A 16,247-nucleotide genomic window follows, 5' to 3' on the forward strand; every position below is an offset into this window, starting at 1 on the left:
GCCCATGGGCCTATCTGATAGGTACAGCTTTCAGATAGGTTTGAGGAGATAGACCACTATGCCGCCCGGGTCGATCGCTTCGCCGATCGGATTGGCCATAGCGCAGAAACTGTCTGACTCGCCGTCTCCTTCATGCCTTACCAGCAGCTATAACCGCCGTCGGCCAGCACGATGCTGCCGGTCATCAGGCTCGCCGCGTCGGATGCCAGGAAGGCGACGACCGACGCCACTTCCTCCACTTCGCCCAGCCGCGCCATTGGCGTCGAATCGATCCAGCGCCGAACCATCGGCCCTTCCTTGTCGGCGAAAGCATTCAGCGGCGTGCGGATATAGGTAGGCGCGACCGCGTTGACCCGCACGCCGCGGTCCGCCCATTCCGCCGCCAGGCTCTTCGTCAATTGATGCACCGCCGCCTTGGACGCGTTGTAATAGCTTTGCGGCTGCGGCCGGTTGACGATGACGCCGCTCATCGATCCGACATTGACGATGCTGCCCCGGCCCCGCTCCAGCATGAAACGGCCAAAGGCGCGCGCACACCAGAAGGTGCCGTTCAGATTGACGTCGATGACATTATGCCAATGCTCGTCCGCCACCGCCTCCGCGGGCGTATCGCTGCGCGCGACGCCGGCATTGTTGACGAGGATGTCGATCGCGCCGATCCGATCGGCGGTCGCCGTCACCGCATCACTGTCGGTCACGTCCATCACCACGCCGTCGACCGACAGCCCCTTCGCCGTCATCGCCGCGACAGCCACGTCGATCGTGGCGGAATCGAGGTCCGCGATCGTCACCGCCGCGCCCATTTCGCCCAGCGCCTCGACACAGGCCAGGCCGATGCCGCTCGCGCCACCGGTGACAAGCGCGCGGCGGCCGTCCAGTTTCAGTCGTTCCAGATACATGGGCAATCCTTCAGGGCAGATAAGGCGCGCAGGGCATGGGTGGTTCATAAGCTGCCGCCCCTTCCGCAAGTCGATAGACCAGCCGATTGTCGCGCGTGAACGCATCCCAGGGCAGGCGGCCGTCGGTGGCGAAATCGACCCAGATGCGATGGACCCGGTCGGCCAGCGCTTGCGGCGGCGCTTCGCCGCACAGCCCTTGGGGGCCGGTAACGCTGGCCAGCGTGTCGAAGACGAAAGGCAGTTCCATCGCATGCGCCGCGCCCAAACCGTCGGATCGGGGGCCGCCGAACAGCGGCGATCGCCATGCGAACTCATACATATGCGTGCGCCCGCGATGCTCCTCGGCGAAACGACGGGCGGGCCAGCGGAACACCAGATCGTGCAGGGCATCGGTGAAGGCGTGGCCGGGCTTCACGCCCTCCGCGCCCATGCCATAGGCCTTGAGCAGCTTGCGCGCCTGCGGCTGATGCTTGTGGACGAACCAGGTCGCGAGCAGGCGGCCCAGCTTCTCCCGCACGCCGGTCGGCACGAAATAGAGGTTCATTTCCTCCGCATTGGTGCCGATCAGCAGGTCGACCTGCGCCCCTGCCCCGGCCTTGAGCGCGTCGAGCGGTTTTTGCGGCAGGACATCGTCGCCATGGACCGGGACGAAGCGGCTGATGCCGAACACCGGCTCCCGCCCGTCGGCGTCGCGCAGGTCGAGCCGCGCGGTCGGCAGGCTGACCTTCTCCATCGCGTCCAGCATGTCGCCCGGTGCGACCGACCGGAATCCGGCGGCGTCGGGTGCGATCTTCACCCGCTTCGCCAGCGCCTTCACCAGGCGTTGCGCAACGCCGATGTCGCGGGTCATCGCGCCATGGCCGCTTTGCGCGATGGCGCGGCGGAACAGCCCTTTGGCTAGCGGCGAGGCGATCAGGTTCGCGACCGACATGGCCCCGGCGGACTCGCCGAAGACGGTGACGTTGGCGGGATCACCACCAAAAGCCGCGATATTTTCCCGCACCCATTGCAACGCGAAAATCTGGTCGCGCAGGCCCAGATTTGTCGGGATCCCGGGAATAGGCAGGAAACCTTCGATCCCGAGCCGATAATTGATCGCCACCAGCAGCACGCCGTCGCGGGCGAAGGCGCTGCCGTCCTGCACCGCTGCGTCCTTGCTGCCCAAAACGAAACCGCCGCCATGGATGAAGACCATGACCGGCAACGCGGTCCGATCGTCAGCCGGTTTCCAGATGTTGAGGGTCAGATAATCCTCGCCGGGAAGCCAGCCCTTGCCCACCAGCGCCTCGACATCGACGCCCGGCACGCCGCGCACCCGCTGCGGCGCGCTGGCGCCGGGTGCCTGCGCATCGCGCACGCCGTCCCAACATTCGGGCGGTTGCGGCAGGGCGAAGCGGCGGTCGCCGATCGGCGCGGCGGCATAGGGGACGCCCAGAAAGCGGGCGACGCCACCGACCATCGCGCCGCGCACCAGGCCGGCCCCCGTCGGCACGATCATCTCCATTGCATCCGCTCCTCTCACTCTTGCGCGGCAGCATAGGGTGCGGATGATGCGGCATGGAGCGAAAAGCCTTTGCCGCACCGCACGCCCATGGTGCCGAACGGCTGGACACAGAAGCCGGAGAGGCGCCGCAACATCGCGAGATAAATAGGCAATAATTGCTAATGCGATTGACTCGCATTCTACATTTCGGATAACGGCCCGGTCATACCGCCAAGGACCATGCCATGCCCGTTCCCGCTCGATCCGCCCTTTTCGCCAGCGCCATGTTGCTGCTGCCTCTCCACACCGCGAAAGCGGCCGAAGCGGATGCTTCGGTAACGGAGAAGAGCGAGATCATCGTCACCGGCATCGCCGATCATCAGACCAGCAGCGCAACGGGCCTGGCCCTGACGCCGCGCGAAACGCCGCAGTCGATCACCATCATCAATCGCGAGCGGATCGAGGATTATGCCCTCACCAATGTCAACGATCTCCTGGCGCAGGCGGTCGGCATCAATGTGGAGCGGGTCGAAACGGATCGCACGCAATATAACAGCCGCGGTTTCGACGTGACCAATTTCCAGATCGACGGCATCGGCCTGCCGCTGATTTCGGGCATCCAGTTCGGCGACATGGACACCGCCCTCTTCGAAAATGTGGAAACGATCCGCGGCGCCAATGCGATCATGACCGGGATCGGCAATCCGTCCGCAACGATCAATTATGTGCGCAAGCGACCGCTGGACGAATTCCGGGCGACAGTCTCCGCGCAGGCGGGATCGTGGAACCAGTGGCGGCTGGAAGGCGATGTGTCGGTGCCGCTGACCGACACCCTGTCTGCCCGGCTGATCTACGCCCATGAGGAGAAGGACAGCTATCTCGACTATAATCACGTCAACCGCGATGTGATGGGCGGTATCGTCAGTTGGCAGGTGACGCCACAGCTCAAAGCGACCATCGGTTATGCGCGGCAGGAAAATAACGCCGATGGCGTACTGTGGGGGGCGTTGCCTCTGGTCTATAGCGACCTTACCCAGATCAGCTATCCGCGCTCCACCTCCACCAGCGCCGACTGGACCTATTGGAACACGACCGACCAGAACGCCTTTGCCGAACTGGCCTATGGCTTCGACAATGGCTGGTCGGTCAAAGGCGTCTTCACCTACAAGCAGTTCGACGAGCAGGCAAAGCTGCTCTACGCCTTTGGCACGCCGGACAAGCAGACGGGCCTGGGCGTCTATGGCATGACCGGCATTTATCCGTCGGCCTTCAAACAATATCTGGGCGATTTCTATGCCTCCGGCCCCGTCACCCTGCTGGGCCGCGAACATAGCGTCGCTTTCGGCGTCTCGACCGCCTCCGCCCATAGCAAGGAGTGGGAAGGCTTTTCCGCCGATCTGCTGGAATATCCAGACATCGGCCAATGGGACGAGGGCCTGTTGGCCGAGCCGGCCTATCCCGATCCCTATCTGGCGTCCGACTATAAGGACCGCCTGACCCGCGTCTATGGCGCGGCGCACCTCAAGCTGACGGACAAGCTCAAGGCCGTGGTGGGCGGCAGCCTCATGTGGCTCAAGACAACCGGCACCGCCTATACGGTCGATCAATATCGCAAGGATAGCAAGTTCAGCCCCTATGCCGGCCTGATCTTCGATCTCGACAAGCATGTCTCGCTCTATGCGAGCTACACCGACATCTATAATCCGCAGCCCGAAGTGGATGTGGACAACCATCGTCTCGCTCCGACCAAGGGCACCAGCCTTGAGGCGGGAATCAAGAGCCGGTGGTTCGACGGTCGCCTCTACGCCACCGCCGCCGTCTTCCGCGCCAAGCAAAGCGGCCTGGCCGACTATGCCGGCACGTTCGAGGACAGCGTGCGCAGCTATTATATCGGCGTCGATACGACCTCGACCGGGTTCGAACTGGAGGTTGCCGGCAACATCACCGACCAGTGGAGCCTGAGCGGGGGCTATACCCATCTCGACATAGAGGATGACGACGGCGAGAACACCCGCACCTGGCTGCCGACGCGCACCCTGAAATTGTCGACGACCTATATGATTCCCCAACTCAGCGACCTCAAGCTGGGTGGACAGCTACGATGGCAGAATGCAATCAGCACGGAAGCGGACGGGGCGACCGTCCGGCAGAAGGGATATGCCGTGCTGGACCTGATGACGAGCGTGAAGCTGGCCGCGCATGTCAGCGCCAGCGTCAATGTGCGCAACCTCACCAACTCGCGCTATCTCAACAGCCTGATGTGGGGCCAGGCCTATTATGCCGCGCCGCGTAGCGCGCTGGCGACCATGAGGCTCGATTTTTGAGCAAGGTTTCCGCTCGCCCGCTGCGCAGTGGTTGGCGTTATCGCGCCAATGTGGCTTTGCGCACGATCGTCGGGACGGTCGGCGCCTATGGCGTGGCGGCTCTCGCGGCGGCGGCGCTGGCGCGCACTTTGCCGATGGCACGGGTTGAGGCGGTGACGATCGCGACCCTGATGGCCTATATGGTGGCGCCCGCCGTTACGATCTGGGCCTTTCTGGCGCGCGGGCCGTGGCGCGCGATCGCTGGTGTCGCGCTGGCGGCGGCGGCGCTGGGCGGCATCGCCTGGATCGCGGGGCAACCGGCATGAGCGGGACGAGCGCGATGGTGCGTGACGGCGCCCGTCAGGCGATGGCCTGGCTGCATGGCTGGACCGGGCTGCTGTTCGGACACATCCTCTTCATCATGTGTCTGGCTGGCACGTTGAGCGTATTCAAGCCGGAGATCAGCCGCTGGATGCGTCCGGAGGTCAGCGGGCAGGCCGATCCTGTCCGGGCGATCACTGCGGCTACCGACTGGCTGTCGGCCAACACGACCGGATCGACCGGCTGGTATCTGGCTGCGCCGGACGGCCGCTCCAATGTCGTCGAAGCGTCCTACGACAGTGGCGGCGCCTATCTCAGTCGCGCGCTCGATCCGGCGAGCGGCGCGCCGGTGGCGCGCGACACGCTGGGCGGGGAATTTTTCTATCGCCTGCATTTCGAACTGGAACTGCCCTATCCCTGGGGCCGGTTGCTGGCATCGCTGGCGGCCATGCTGATGCTGGTGGCGATCGTCACCGGCGTCATCGCGCACAAGCGCTTCTTCAAGGACATCTTCACCTTCCGCCCGGCCAAGGGGCAAAGATCGTGGCTGGACGGGCATAATGCGCTGGGGGTGCTGTCCCTGCCCTTCCACGTCATGATCACTTTCACCGGCCTGCTCACGCTGGCGTCGCTCAACATGCCCTGGGGCATGACGGCGGCCTATGGCGACGATCTGATGGCGCTTTACAGCGACCTGACCCCCGGTGCGGTGACGAAGGCGCCGACCGGGACCAAGGCAACGCTCGCGCCGATTGGGCCGATGCTGGCGCGGGCCCAGCGCCATTTCGCAGGTGCCCCGGTAAGTCGGGTCTACATCTTCAATCCGGGAGATTCCGGCGCTGTGGTCACCGTCTATCCGGTCGAGACGGCATCGATCGGCTATCTGCCCGCAGAGATCAGCTTCGACGGCGCGACCGGCAAGGTGCTGAAGGCCTGGACCGAAAAACGCGCGGGCATCCGGACCTACCAGACCATCTATGGCCTCCATATGGCGCATTTCGCGCCGCTCTTGACGCGCTGGCTCTATTTTCTGGGCGGCGCGATGCTGACCCTGGCGATCGCCAGCGGCATGGTTCTCTGGATCGTCAAGCGACGCGAACGCGCGCCGCTGTCGATCGGCAACCGGCTACTGGAACGGCTGAATGTCGGCGGGCTGGCGGGCGTACCGATCGGTATGGCGGCGTTCCTGGTCGCCAATCGTCTGCTACCGCTAGGCCTGGCGGCGCGCGCGCAGCAGGAAGTGTCGGTGGCGCTATGGAGCGCAGGCGCGGCGCTGCTGCTCGGGCTGGTCCTGCCGCCTGCGCTTGGCTGGCCGCTGTTGCTCGGCTTGCTGGCGGCGCTGTGCGCCCTTGCCGCTGCCATGGGACCGATCTGGGCGGGGGACGTGACGGTCATGGCCGGCAATATGCTGCTGACCGCAATGGCGGTTGCGCTGGCCCTGCTGGTCTGGAAGCAGTTGCGCCGCCGCAGCGCCCCGACGCCGGTGCGTCGCCGGATGGCGCCGGCATGATGCTCACCATCGGCCTCCTCTACCTCGCCCTGTTCGCGCTGGCGGGACGGATGCAGCGGCATCGGCCGGTTTTGCTGGATATATGGCAACGTCGTTCCTGGGTCGCCCATCTGGAACTGGCGGGCTGGACGCTGCTGAGTCTGTCGCTGCTTAGCCTGTGGTTGTGGACGGATGTCGGCATGGCTCTGGTCGCCTGGATCGGCCTGGTGCCGCTGCTGGGCAGCGTTCTGGTGCTGGGCATGACCTATCGCCCTGCGGTGCCGCGCGCGGGCGTAGCGGCGGCGGCTGTGCTGACGATCGCCGGGTTGCTGATCTAGGCCTTCATGTCGATGGTGGCGATCAGGCCGCCATCCTCGGCGTTGCGCAGCCGCACCGAAGCCTCGAAACTCATCGCCAGCGACCGGCTGATGGTGAGGCCGATGCCGGTGCCGTGGCGCCCGCCCGGCTGGCTGCTGGCGCCGCGGGTAAAGGGTTCGAACATCTGGTCTAGCTGATCGGCGGGAATGCCGGGGCCATGATCGCGCACATGGATCAGCAACCTGCCGCCCGATCGCGCGCAGCTAATTTCCGCGCTGCCGCCATAGCGCACGGCATTGTCGACCAGATTGGCGATGCAGCGGGTCAGCGCATTGGGCTTGACGCGCACCGTGCCGCCGCACCCGCGCAGGAAACGAACAGGTGCGCCCAGTTCCTCGGCATCCTCCGCCATGCTCGTCAGCAGCGAATCGATGTCGAGCACCGACCATTCCTCGCGCGCCTCGATACTGCTGGCGAGATCCAGCCCCTCGCGCACCAGCGTCTGCATCGCCTGATGATCCTGCAACAGGCGCGCGCGCAGTTCTTCATTCTCGACCAGTTCCAGCCGCAGCCGCAGACGGGTCAGCGGCGTCTGGAGATCATGGCTGATCGCAGCGAGCAGTTGGGTCCGTTCGGCAAAGCCCGCGCGCGCGCGGCGCTGCATGAGATTGAAGGTGGACAGGGCGGCGCGCACTTCCTCCGGTCCGCGTTCGGGTATCTCCTCCGGGTCGAGCGAGACGGAAAAGGCCTCCGCCGCCTGTTCCAGCCGCCGCAGCGGTTTCGACACGATGCGCGCAACCAGAATCGCCAAGCCAGCCGAAGAGGCGATGATGACGATCAGGTAGAGCGGGTTGAAGATGGTGCTGGGCGGCTTGGCGAGACGCGGGAAGCTGAGGGCGATCGCCCGGCGCTGGCCGATACCGTCGGTATAGCGCACCACCCAGCAATCCGGGCGCGGCGCATCGACAAGCCCCGCCACAAATTCCTTGGATTTGTAGCGATCGGGGAAGCAGAGGCCGGCAGGCACCTGGCCCGCTTCCGGCTGGGATTGCGGGCCAAAGCGCGCACGCAGAAGGGATTCGAGGTCGGAATCCGGCTCGTTCAGGCTTATGCCTTCAGGCGCGGGCGCTACGCCGATGATGCTGTGCGTCGCCATCATCTTTTCGATGCGCTTTGGATCTCTGCGGAAACGATCGGCGACATCGACCGCGCTGGCAATGACACGCTGGCGGCGCACCCGTTCGAAGTCATGCCGGCGCGTCTGTTCCGCCACCAGCAGCGCGATGATCGCGGCGACCGACATGCCCAGCGTCAGGATCAGGAAAATCTGTCCCGCCATCGACCGGAAGAAAGCGCGCGCGCGCCCGAACGCCTTGCCGATCATGAATGCTCCACCGAACAGGCGAGGACATAGCCTTCGCCCCGGACCGTCAGGATCAGATCCTCGCCACCCGGCAGCGTCGAAAGCTTGTGCCGCAACCGGCTGATCTGCAGGTCGATCGACCGGTCGAACGCGGCGGTGGCGCGCCGTTCGGGCAGCAATGTCTCCCGGTCCAGCACGACATTGGGTTCGTCGATGAAACGGCTGAGCAGTCGAAATTCGGCCGAGGACAGCATCACCAGCCGGTCGTCGGGGGCGACCAGCCGGCGCTGCACCATATCCACCCGCCACGGGCCGATATGGGCGTAACGCGTGGTGCCGGCGCGTGCCGTGACCCCGCTGCGCCCGCGCCGCAGCAAATTGCGGATGCGCACCAGCAGTTCGCGCGGCTCGAACGGCTTGGTCAGATAATCGTCGGCGCCCAGTTCCAGCCCCAGCACCCGGTCGATCGCGCTGCCGCGCGCGGTCACCATGATGATCTGCACGTCCGATCCCTCCGCCCGCAGTTCGCGGCACAGCGACAGGCCATCGCCGTCGGGCAGGTTGAGATCGAGGACAATGAGGTCGACCGCCTCGTCGCGCAGCGTCTGGCGCAGGTCGCCGAGACTGGCGGCGGCCAGCAGGCGATAATTTTCCTGCCGCAACTGCCCGACGATCAGGTCGCGAATATCGGCGTCGTCATCGACCACCAGCACCGTGGCGGGACGGAAGGATGCAGCATCGACCATGGCCTGTCCTAGCGCGCGACGGGTTAAAAGTCTGCGCTTCTTCGCGCCTGATACAGGCCGATACAAAGCGATACGAAGTTGCGCGCTCATGCAACGCGTCGTCGCATTCCGAAAAACAGTCGCTCTACCATGAGACGGGCAAAGCCGCGAAGAGGGCCTTGTCGGCTCCCCTGCCGACGCCAACGGAGTCCTTGCGATGCCTAACCCTGCCATCCTGGCTGGAAACCCGGTGCAACGGCCCGAATCGGTCGCGCACGTCCCTCCCTCCTCCCCCTCGTGCGCCCGGTCCGGTCTCCTCCATGCATCGGCAGGCATCGCAGGGATCTGTCCGGCACGCCTTCGAGGATAAGCGTCAGACCATGCTCATTTCCGCCACCCTGCGCAGCCTTCGGGTCGCACCAATCGCTCTTGGCCTGTCGCTTGCGGCATGTGGCCAGCAAAAGCCGACGCAAAAAGGGCCGGTGGAAGTGGGCGTGGTCACGCTGAGCACGCAGGACGCCACCGTATCCAGCGAGCTGCCCGGCCGCACCGTATCGACCATGATGTCGGAAGTGCGGCCGCAAGTGGCGGGGCTGATCCAGAAGCGGCTGTTCACCGAAGGATCGATGGTCAGCGCCGGCCAGCCGCTCTACCAGATCGACGCACGTCTCTATCGCGCGTCGCGCGACGAGGCGCAGGCCAGTCTGGCCAGTGCGCAGGCGACCGCCGCAGCGGCGCAGGCCAAGGCGCAACGCTATCGCAGCCTGGGCGATACTGAAGCGGTGAGCGCGCAGGACCGCGACGATGTAATCGCGACCGCGCGCCAGGCGAGCGCCGCGGTGCAGCAGGCGCGCGCCAGCCTGCAGACCAGCAGCGTCAATCTCGACTTCACGCTGGTCCGCGCGCCGATCAGCGGTCGTATTGGACGCACCCTGTTCACCCCCGGGGCGCTGGTGACGACCAGCCAGACCGACCCGCTGACCACGATCCAGCAGCTCGACCCCATCTATGTCGACGTGACCCAGTCCAGTTCGCAGATTTTGGCGCTGCGCCGGTCGCTGGCGGCGGGCAAGACGCTGGCGGCCAGCGCGACCATCCGGCTGAAACTGGAAGATGGCGCCGACTATCCCCAGGAAGGCCGGATCGAATTCGCCGAGCCGATCGTCGACGTCAACAGCGGCACGGTGACGTTGCGCGCGCGCTTTCCCAATCCTGACGGGCTGCTGATGCCCGGCATGTTCGTCCGCGTGATCGCGCCGCAATCGGTGGTGCCCGGCGCGATTCTGGCGCCGCAACAGGGCATCAACCGCGATCCCAAGGGCAACGCCACGGCGCTGGTCGTGAACAAGGCGAACAAGGTCGAACGCCGTATCGTCACCGCCGCTCAGGCGATCGGCGACAAATGGCTGATCACCGCGGGTCTCAAGGCCGGCGACCGCCTGATCGTCGAGGGCACCGACAAGGTGAAGGTCGACGACGTCGTAAAGCCTGTCGCCATCAAGACAGCGCAATAGGAGCCGGCCCTTGCTCAGCCGCTATTTCATCGAACGGCCGATTTTCGCCTGGGTCATCGCCATCGGCATCATGCTGGCGGGTCTGGGCGCGATGCTGTCGCTCCCCATCGCCCAATATCCCGACATCGCCCCGCCCGGCGTCGGCATCAGCGCCACCTATCCCGGTGCCTCGGCCGAAACCGTGGAAACCAGCGTCACGCAGGTGCTGGAACAGCAGCTCACCGGCATCGATGGCCTGATGTATTTCTCCTCCTCCTCGACCGCTACGGGGCAGGCGCGGATCACCGTCACCTTCCAGAAGGGGACCGATCCCGACACCGCGCAGGTGCAGGTGCAGAACCGGGTGCAGCAGGCGCTCAGTCGCCTGCCCAATGCGGTGCAACAGCAGGGCCTTTCCGTCACCAAGCAGCAGACCGACTTCCTGATGCTGGTCGGCCTCTACGACGAGACGGACACGGCGACGCAGGCGGACATCGCCGATTATCTGGTCAATAATTTTCAAGACCCGATCGCGCGCATCGACGGCATCGGCGCAACCCAGATTTTCGGCTCACAATATGCGATGCGGGTGTGGCTGGACCCCTATAAGCTGGCCGCCGTCAAACTGATGCCGTCGGACGTGCAGAGCGCAATTTCGGCGCAGAATGTCGAAGTGTCGGCGGGCCAGATCGGCGCCGACCCGGCGCCCGCCGGGCAGCAGATCAACGCAACCGTGACGGCGCGCGCTCGCCTGCAGACACCCGAACAGTTCCGCAACATCATCGTCAAAACGCAGACCGACGGATCGATCGTCCATCTGTCCGACGTGGCGCGTGTCGAATTGGGCAATGAAAGCTACACCACGGCGGCGCGACTGAACGGCCACCCGGCGTCCGGCGTCGCTTTGCAACTGGCGCCGGGCGCGGACGCGCTCAAGACCGCGGAACTGGTCAAGGCCAAGGTCGCGGAACTCTCGTCCAGCCTGCCGCACGGTTACAAGGTCGTCTTTCCGCGCGACACGACACCCTTCATCAAGCTGTCGGTCGAGGAGGTCATCAAGACGCTGCTCGAAGCGGTCGCGCTGGTCGTGGTGGTGATGTTCGTTTTCCTGCAAAGCTGGCGCGCGACGCTGATCCCGGCGATCGCGGTGCCGGTGGTGCTGCTGGGCACGTTCGGCATTCTCGCCTTGTTCGGCTATTCGATCAACACGCTGACCCTGTTCGGCATGGTCCTGTCCATCGGCCTGCTGGTCGACGACGCGATCGTCGTGGTGGAAAATGTCGAGCGCATCATGGAGGAGGAAGGTCTCTCCCCGCGTGAGGCGACGATCAAGTCGATGGAGGAGATCGGCAGCGCGCTGGTCGGCATCGCACTCGTCCTCTCCGCCGTATTGCTGCCCATGGCCTTTTTCGGCGGATCGACCGGCGTCATCTACCGCCAGTTTTCCATAACCATCGTGTCGTCGATGCTGTTGTCGGTGGTCGTCGCGCTGATCCTGTCGCCGGCGCTGTGCGCGACCATCCTCAAATCCGCGAGCGAGGAACATCGCGACAGGGGCTGGGCCGGCAAGTTCAACCGCTGGTTCGAGCGACTGACCGGCGGTTATGTTCGCCGCACGGAGCAGGTGCTGGGCCGCCGCAAGCTGTTCTGGGGCCTGTATGTCGTCGTGCTGGCGCTGCTGGTGCTGCTCTTCGTGCGCCTGCCATCCAGCTTCCTGCCGGTCGAGGATCAGGGACAGGTGATGGTGCAGGTCACGCTGCCCGCCGGCGCCAAGTCCAGCCGGACCGCCGCCGTCATCGACCAGGTGCAGAATTATTTCCTGAACGATGAAAAGGACAATGTCGCCTACGCCTTCATCATGACCGGATTCAGCTTCCAGGGCCAGGGCGAGAATGTCGGCCAGGGCTTCATCAACCTGGCGCCATGGGACGATCGCAAGGGGGCGGCGAACACGGCCGGGTCTATCGCCGGGCGCGCCACCAAGCAACTTGCCGCGATCCGCGACGCCAGGGTGCTGGGCATGACGCCGCCGGCCATCCGTGGCCTGGGCCAGTCGAACGGCTTCACCTTCGAACTGCTCAACAATGGCAGCCTCAGCCGCGCGCGTTTTCTGGAGCTGCGCAACCAGTTGATCGACGCGGCGTCGAAGGATCCCTTGCTGGCCGGCGTACGCGCCGCATCGCTGGAGGATACGCCGCAGCTCAAGGTGGATATCGACAATGAGAAGCTGGCCGTTCTGGGCCTGACCCAGAGCAGTGTCGACAACGTGCTCAGTTCCGCCTGGGGCAGCACCTATGTCAACGACTTCGTCGATCGCGGTCGGGTGAAGCGCGTCTATATGCAGGCGGATGCGGCCTATCGCGCGCTGCCGACCGATATCGACAACTGGATGGTGCGGTCGAGCAGTACCGGCGAAATGGTGCCCTTTTCCGCTTTCGCGACCACGCATTGGACGATGGGACCGAGCACGATGGCGCGCTTCAACGGCCTGTCCTCCTTTGAGATTCAGGGCCAGGCTGGCGCGGGCGCCAGTTCGGGCGAAGCCATGGACCGGATGGTCGAACTGCAGAAGCAACTCCCCGCCGGCACCAGCTATGCGTGGAGCGGCCTGTCCTATCAGGAGCAACTGTCCGGCGGTCAGGCGCCGCTGCTCTATGGCCTGTCGGTGCTGGTCGTATTCCTGTGCCTCGCCGCGCTTTATGAAAGCTGGTCGATCCCGCTGGCGGTGCTGCTGGTGATCCCGCTCGGCCTGGTCGGCGCGGTCATCGCGGTGTGGGCGCGCGGGCTGGAGAATAATATCTTCTTCCAGGTCGGTTTGCTCACGACCATGGGCCTGGCGGCGAAGAATGCGATCCTGATCGTCGAGTTCGCCGAACTGGCGCACAAACAGGGCAAGGACGCGCTGTCCGCAGCGCTGGAAGCGGCACGACTGCGCTTTCGCCCGATCCTGATGACCAGCCTCGCCTTCATCGCCGGCGTCATCCCGTTGGCGATCGCGACGGGCGCAGGCGCACAGAGCCGTGTTGCGATCGGTACGGCGGTGGTCGGCGGCATGACGACCGCGACGGTGCTGGCCATCTTCTACGTACCGCTCTTCTTCGTCACCATCGCCAGCCTGTTTAGCGCTAGCGAAGGGAAGGCCGCGCCGCCTGCCCCGGCGCCCGATGCAGGAGTTCCCGCATGATCCGCCTTCGCTTGTCGGCCGTCTCGCTATTGGCGCTCGCCGGATGCAACATGGCGCCGACTTATGTGCGGCCGGCGGCGCCCGTGCCGCCAACGCTGCCCAGCGGCGAAGCCTATGCGCCAGGCCAGGCGGGACAACAGGCCGGGCTGGCCTGGACCGAGCTGATCGGCGACGCAAAGCTCCGCACCGTCATCGACCGCGCGCTCGCGAACAATCGCGATCTGCGCGTCGCGCTTGCGAACATCCAGTCGGCGCGGGCGCAATATGGGGTGCAGCGCGCCGCCCAGTTGCCCACCATCACCGCCGACGCCGGCGCCAGCTTCACGCGCCAGAATGACAGCAGGCAGAATAATTACAGCGCCGATGTCGGTTTCAGCGCGTTCGAGATCGATCTGTTCGGCCGCGTCCGCAACATGGCCCAATCGGCGCTGGAAACCTATCTGGCGACCGAGGAAGGCGCGCGATCGACCCGGATCACGCTGATCGCCGAGACGGCAACCGCCTATGCGACGCTGGCGGCTGACCGGGAACTGCTGGCGGTTTCTCGCCAGACGCAGGCGAGCGCCCAGCGCACGCTGGACATCACCCGCAAGCTCAATGGCGCCGGCCTTACCGGCAAGCTGGACGTCCATCAGGCCGAGACGACGGTAGAGCAGGCGGCGTCGGACGTCGCCGCCAACATCACCCAGGTCGCCCAGGATCGTAACGCGCTCGACCTGCTGGTGGGCGCCCCGGTCGAAGAGGCATTGCTGCCCGGATCGCTCGACAGCCTGATTGCCGGCATCGCCAAGGTGCCGGCCGGCCTGTCGTCGGATGTGCTGCTTCGGCGGCCCGACGTGCTGCAGGCGGAGCATCAGCTCAAGGCCGCCAATGCCGATATCGGCGCGGCGCGCGCTGCGATGTTCCCGACGATCAGCCTGACCTCGGCGATCGGCGTGGCGAGTTCCGCCCTCTCGTCGCTGTTCACCGGCAGCGGTTTCGCCTGGTCCGCCAGTCCGTCGGCCAGCCTGCCGATCTTCGGCGGCGCGAACCGCGGGAATCTGGACTATAGCAAGGCGCAGCGCGATCTCTATGTCGCCCAATATGAAAAGGCGGTCCAGGCAGCCTTTCGCGAAGTCGCCGACGGGCTGGCGCGCGAAGGCACGATCGACGCGCAGCAGGCGGCGCAGCGGCGGCTGGTGACGGCCAGCCAACGGGCCTATGATCTGGCGGACCAGCGCTATCGCTCGGGGATCGACACGTTCCTGACCGCGCTGACCAGCCAGCGCGCGCTCTACAGCGCTCGGCAATCGTCTATTTCTACCGACCTTGCCCTGGTGAGCAACCGGGTGCTGCTCTATCGGGTGGTCGGCGCAGATCAGTAAGCCGCCATGTCCCTTTCTTTCCCCTTCTCCCGCGCCACGAATCTGTTATCATGCGCGGATAATAAGGGAGAGGAACCATGCTGCTACTGGCACGGTGTCTGGATTGGCTCTGCAAGTTATTTGCGTCGGGCGCGCAGGATGAAGTGCGCCTCAACGAATTGATATCGCGCTGCGGCGCGCGCGACCACATGCCGCGCCGCCCCTGACGGCGTCAGGCTAGCGCGGCAGGCCAGTGCGCTCGGACGACGCCAGCCGCTTGGCCGTCGTCAGCGTCTGACCGATGAACAGCAGCACTAGAATCGCGCCAATTATTCCCACGAACAGGTCGAACCCCGACACCGCGCCGAACCAGCCGGGGGCATAGCCCAGCAACATCATCGCGATCGTCAGCCCGATCAGCAGCAATCGCAATTCGGTCGGGCCGGCCGCCAGATAGGATAGTTTGAATTCGCCCAGCACCCGCGCCGACAAATAGGCGTGGATCGACAGCAGCAGATAGCCCGCCAGCGCGACCAGCGCGACGTCCATGCGGATATAGGGGCTGGCCCCCATGCCCGCGAGGATCAGCAAGGTGGCCAGGCCATCGCAGCTATGATCGATGAAATAGCCGTAGGACGGCCGCTCGATATGGCGGAACCGCGCCAGGCTGCCGTCGAGGGAGTCGCCGAACCATTGCAGCGCATAGCCTGCGATCGCGAGCCATAGCCAGTCGACGCCCCAGTTGCTGGCGGCATAACCGGCGAAAATGGCGAATGCGCCGACCATGCCCAGCGCGGTCAGCATGTCGGGCGTAACCCAGCGCGGCATATGGGCGCACAGCCAGTTGAGCAGGCGCCTTTCCGCCACGGCGAGAACATTCTGCTGGATACGGGCGATGGGCGGGGCCGACTGGCCGGATGGCAATGACATGGGGCTTTATGACGGAAGGATGACGAATAGACAATATTCGTTGCGCCGCACCGATTAAGCCCATTGCCTGTTCCTTGGCTTCCGGGCCAAAGGCGCATGATCGGGCGGTACGCCCCGTGGAGAAGCATATGAGTAAGGACCGGCCCCAGGATGTGCGCGATATCGTGGTAAGGATGGAACAGAGGCCATCCAATCCGGTCCGCCGTGCGCGGCTGATGGTGGAGCAGGAAGTGCCCCCGGCCCGCCGTGGTCCGGGATGGGACCGGCATTGGCGCGAACTGGAGGCCTATCTGGACGAGGGCGTCGCCTGGAAGATGCCGCAGGGTCTGGACGACACGCTATCCGAAGAAGACAAAAAAAGAGCCGATCCGAAGACCAGCTCGTAAAGTTTTAGGA

Annotated in this window: 13 protein-coding genes; 8 read left to right on the forward strand and 5 right to left on the reverse strand. The window is 65.1% G+C overall.

The genetic code is table 11. The annotated features are described in order from the left end of the window. Window positions 1–137: 137 nt before the first annotated feature. Together SBA_RS19510 and SBA_RS19515 are read right to left on the reverse strand one after the other, a co-directional pair. Window positions 138–899, reverse strand: a complete 762-nt coding sequence (locus tag SBA_RS19510) for an SDR family NAD(P)-dependent oxidoreductase (RefSeq protein ID WP_261937300.1) — start codon at window positions 897–899, stop codon at window positions 138–140. A 10-nt stretch (window positions 900–909) separates the two neighbouring features. After that, complete coding sequence (locus tag SBA_RS19515) at window positions 910–2,403, reverse strand: carboxylesterase/lipase family protein (RefSeq protein WP_261937301.1); 1,494 nt, start codon at window positions 2,401–2,403, stop codon at window positions 910–912. A 224-nt stretch (window positions 2,404–2,627) separates the two neighbouring features. On the opposite strand from SBA_RS19515, the gene SBA_RS19520 reads away from it, so the two are divergent. From SBA_RS19520 to SBA_RS19535, 4 genes are read left to right on the forward strand one after another with little or no spacing between them, the layout of a single operon-like run. Continuing rightward, window positions 2,628–4,706, forward strand: coding sequence for a TonB-dependent siderophore receptor (locus SBA_RS19520; RefSeq protein WP_261937302.1), 2,079 nt, complete (start codon window positions 2,628–2,630; stop codon window positions 4,704–4,706). Further along, window positions 4,703–5,011 carry a ketohydroxyglutarate aldolase gene (locus SBA_RS19525; protein ID WP_261937303.1) on the forward strand — a complete coding sequence of 103 codons (309 nt, stop codon included), beginning with the start codon at window positions 4,703–4,705 and terminating at the stop codon, window positions 5,009–5,011. The genes SBA_RS19520 and SBA_RS19525 overlap by 4 nt, the downstream gene beginning before the upstream one ends. Beyond that, window positions 5,008–6,516 (forward strand): PepSY-associated TM helix domain-containing protein, encoded by a 1,509-nt coding sequence (locus tag SBA_RS19530; RefSeq protein ID WP_261937304.1) that lies wholly within the window; start codon window positions 5,008–5,010, stop codon window positions 6,514–6,516. Before SBA_RS19525 ends, SBA_RS19530 begins: the two co-directional genes overlap by 4 nt. Further along, window positions 6,513–6,833 (forward strand): DUF3325 family protein, encoded by a 321-nt coding sequence (locus tag SBA_RS19535; protein WP_261937305.1) that lies wholly within the window; start codon window positions 6,513–6,515, stop codon window positions 6,831–6,833. The genes SBA_RS19530 and SBA_RS19535 overlap by 4 nt, the downstream gene beginning before the upstream one ends. On the opposite strand, the gene SBA_RS19540 is transcribed toward SBA_RS19535, so the two are convergent. Together SBA_RS19540 and SBA_RS19545 are read right to left on the reverse strand one after the other, a co-directional pair. Beyond that, entirely contained in the window at window positions 6,830–8,197 is a 1,368-nt protein-coding gene (locus SBA_RS19540) for an ATP-binding protein (protein WP_261937306.1), read from the reverse strand. The two genes, SBA_RS19535 and SBA_RS19540, sit on opposite strands and share 4 nt — an antisense overlap. After that, window positions 8,194–8,922: a response regulator transcription factor gene (locus SBA_RS19545; RefSeq protein ID WP_261937307.1), complete on the reverse strand. Its 729-nt coding sequence runs from the start codon at window positions 8,920–8,922 to the stop codon at window positions 8,194–8,196. The genes SBA_RS19540 and SBA_RS19545 overlap by 4 nt, the downstream gene beginning before the upstream one ends. Window positions 8,923–9,281: 359 nt before the next feature. Between SBA_RS19545 and SBA_RS19550 the strand changes: the two genes are divergently transcribed. From SBA_RS19550 to SBA_RS19560, 3 genes are read left to right on the forward strand one after another with little or no spacing between them, the layout of a single operon-like run. Continuing rightward, window positions 9,282–10,415 carry an efflux RND transporter periplasmic adaptor subunit gene (locus SBA_RS19550; protein ID WP_315975823.1) on the forward strand — a complete coding sequence of 378 codons (1,134 nt, stop codon included), beginning with the start codon at window positions 9,282–9,284 and terminating at the stop codon, window positions 10,413–10,415. Window positions 10,416–10,425: 10 nt separating this feature from the next. Continuing rightward, window positions 10,426–13,578 carry an efflux RND transporter permease subunit gene (locus SBA_RS19555; RefSeq protein ID WP_261937308.1) on the forward strand — a complete coding sequence of 1,051 codons (3,153 nt, stop codon included), beginning with the start codon at window positions 10,426–10,428 and terminating at the stop codon, window positions 13,576–13,578. Further along, window positions 13,575–14,942: an efflux transporter outer membrane subunit gene (locus SBA_RS19560; RefSeq protein ID WP_261937309.1), complete on the forward strand. Its 1,368-nt coding sequence runs from the start codon at window positions 13,575–13,577 to the stop codon at window positions 14,940–14,942. Before SBA_RS19555 ends, SBA_RS19560 begins: the two co-directional genes overlap by 4 nt. A 216-nt stretch (window positions 14,943–15,158) precedes the next feature. On the opposite strand, the gene SBA_RS19565 is transcribed toward SBA_RS19560, so the two are convergent. Continuing rightward, window positions 15,159–15,851, reverse strand: a complete 693-nt coding sequence (locus SBA_RS19565; protein WP_224546870.1) for a CDP-alcohol phosphatidyltransferase family protein — start codon at window positions 15,849–15,851, stop codon at window positions 15,159–15,161. 128 nt (window positions 15,852–15,979) lie between these two features. Between SBA_RS19565 and SBA_RS19570 the strand changes: the two genes are divergently transcribed. After that, on the forward strand, window positions 15,980–16,237 hold the full coding sequence (locus SBA_RS19570; RefSeq protein ID WP_261937310.1) for a hypothetical protein: 258 nt from the start codon (window positions 15,980–15,982) through the stop codon (window positions 16,235–16,237). Window positions 16,238–16,247: the final 10 nt, after the last annotated feature.

The organism is Sphingomonas bisphenolicum, from assembly GCF_024349785.1.
GTDB classification, from domain to species: Bacteria; Pseudomonadota; Alphaproteobacteria; order Sphingomonadales; family Sphingomonadaceae; genus Sphingobium; species Sphingobium bisphenolicum.

Coding starts and splice junctions, on each gene's coding strand:
- SBA_RS19510 (WP_261937300.1), bottom strand. CDS start 899: ATGTATCTGGAACGACTGAAACTGGACGGCCGCCGCGCGCTTGTCACC.
- SBA_RS19535 (WP_261937305.1), top strand. CDS start 6,513: ATGATGCTCACCATCGGCCTCCTCTACCTCGCCCTGTTCGCGCTGGCG.
- SBA_RS19515 (WP_261937301.1), bottom strand. CDS start 2,403: ATGGAGATGATCGTGCCGACGGGGGCCGGCCTGGTGCGCGGCGCGATG.
- SBA_RS19570 (WP_261937310.1), top strand. CDS start 15,980: ATGAGTAAGGACCGGCCCCAGGATGTGCGCGATATCGTGGTAAGGATG.
- SBA_RS19550 (WP_315975823.1), top strand. CDS start 9,282: ATGCTCATTTCCGCCACCCTGCGCAGCCTTCGGGTCGCACCAATCGCT.
- SBA_RS19565 (WP_224546870.1), bottom strand. CDS start 15,851: ATGTCATTGCCATCCGGCCAGTCGGCCCCGCCCATCGCCCGTATCCAG.
- SBA_RS19520 (WP_261937302.1), top strand. CDS start 2,628: ATGCCCGTTCCCGCTCGATCCGCCCTTTTCGCCAGCGCCATGTTGCTG.
- SBA_RS19530 (WP_261937304.1), top strand. CDS start 5,008: ATGAGCGGGACGAGCGCGATGGTGCGTGACGGCGCCCGTCAGGCGATG.
- SBA_RS19560 (WP_261937309.1), top strand. CDS start 13,575: ATGATCCGCCTTCGCTTGTCGGCCGTCTCGCTATTGGCGCTCGCCGGA.
- SBA_RS19540 (WP_261937306.1), bottom strand. CDS start 8,197: ATGATCGGCAAGGCGTTCGGGCGCGCGCGCGCTTTCTTCCGGTCGATG.
- SBA_RS19545 (WP_261937307.1), bottom strand. CDS start 8,922: ATGGTCGATGCTGCATCCTTCCGTCCCGCCACGGTGCTGGTGGTCGAT.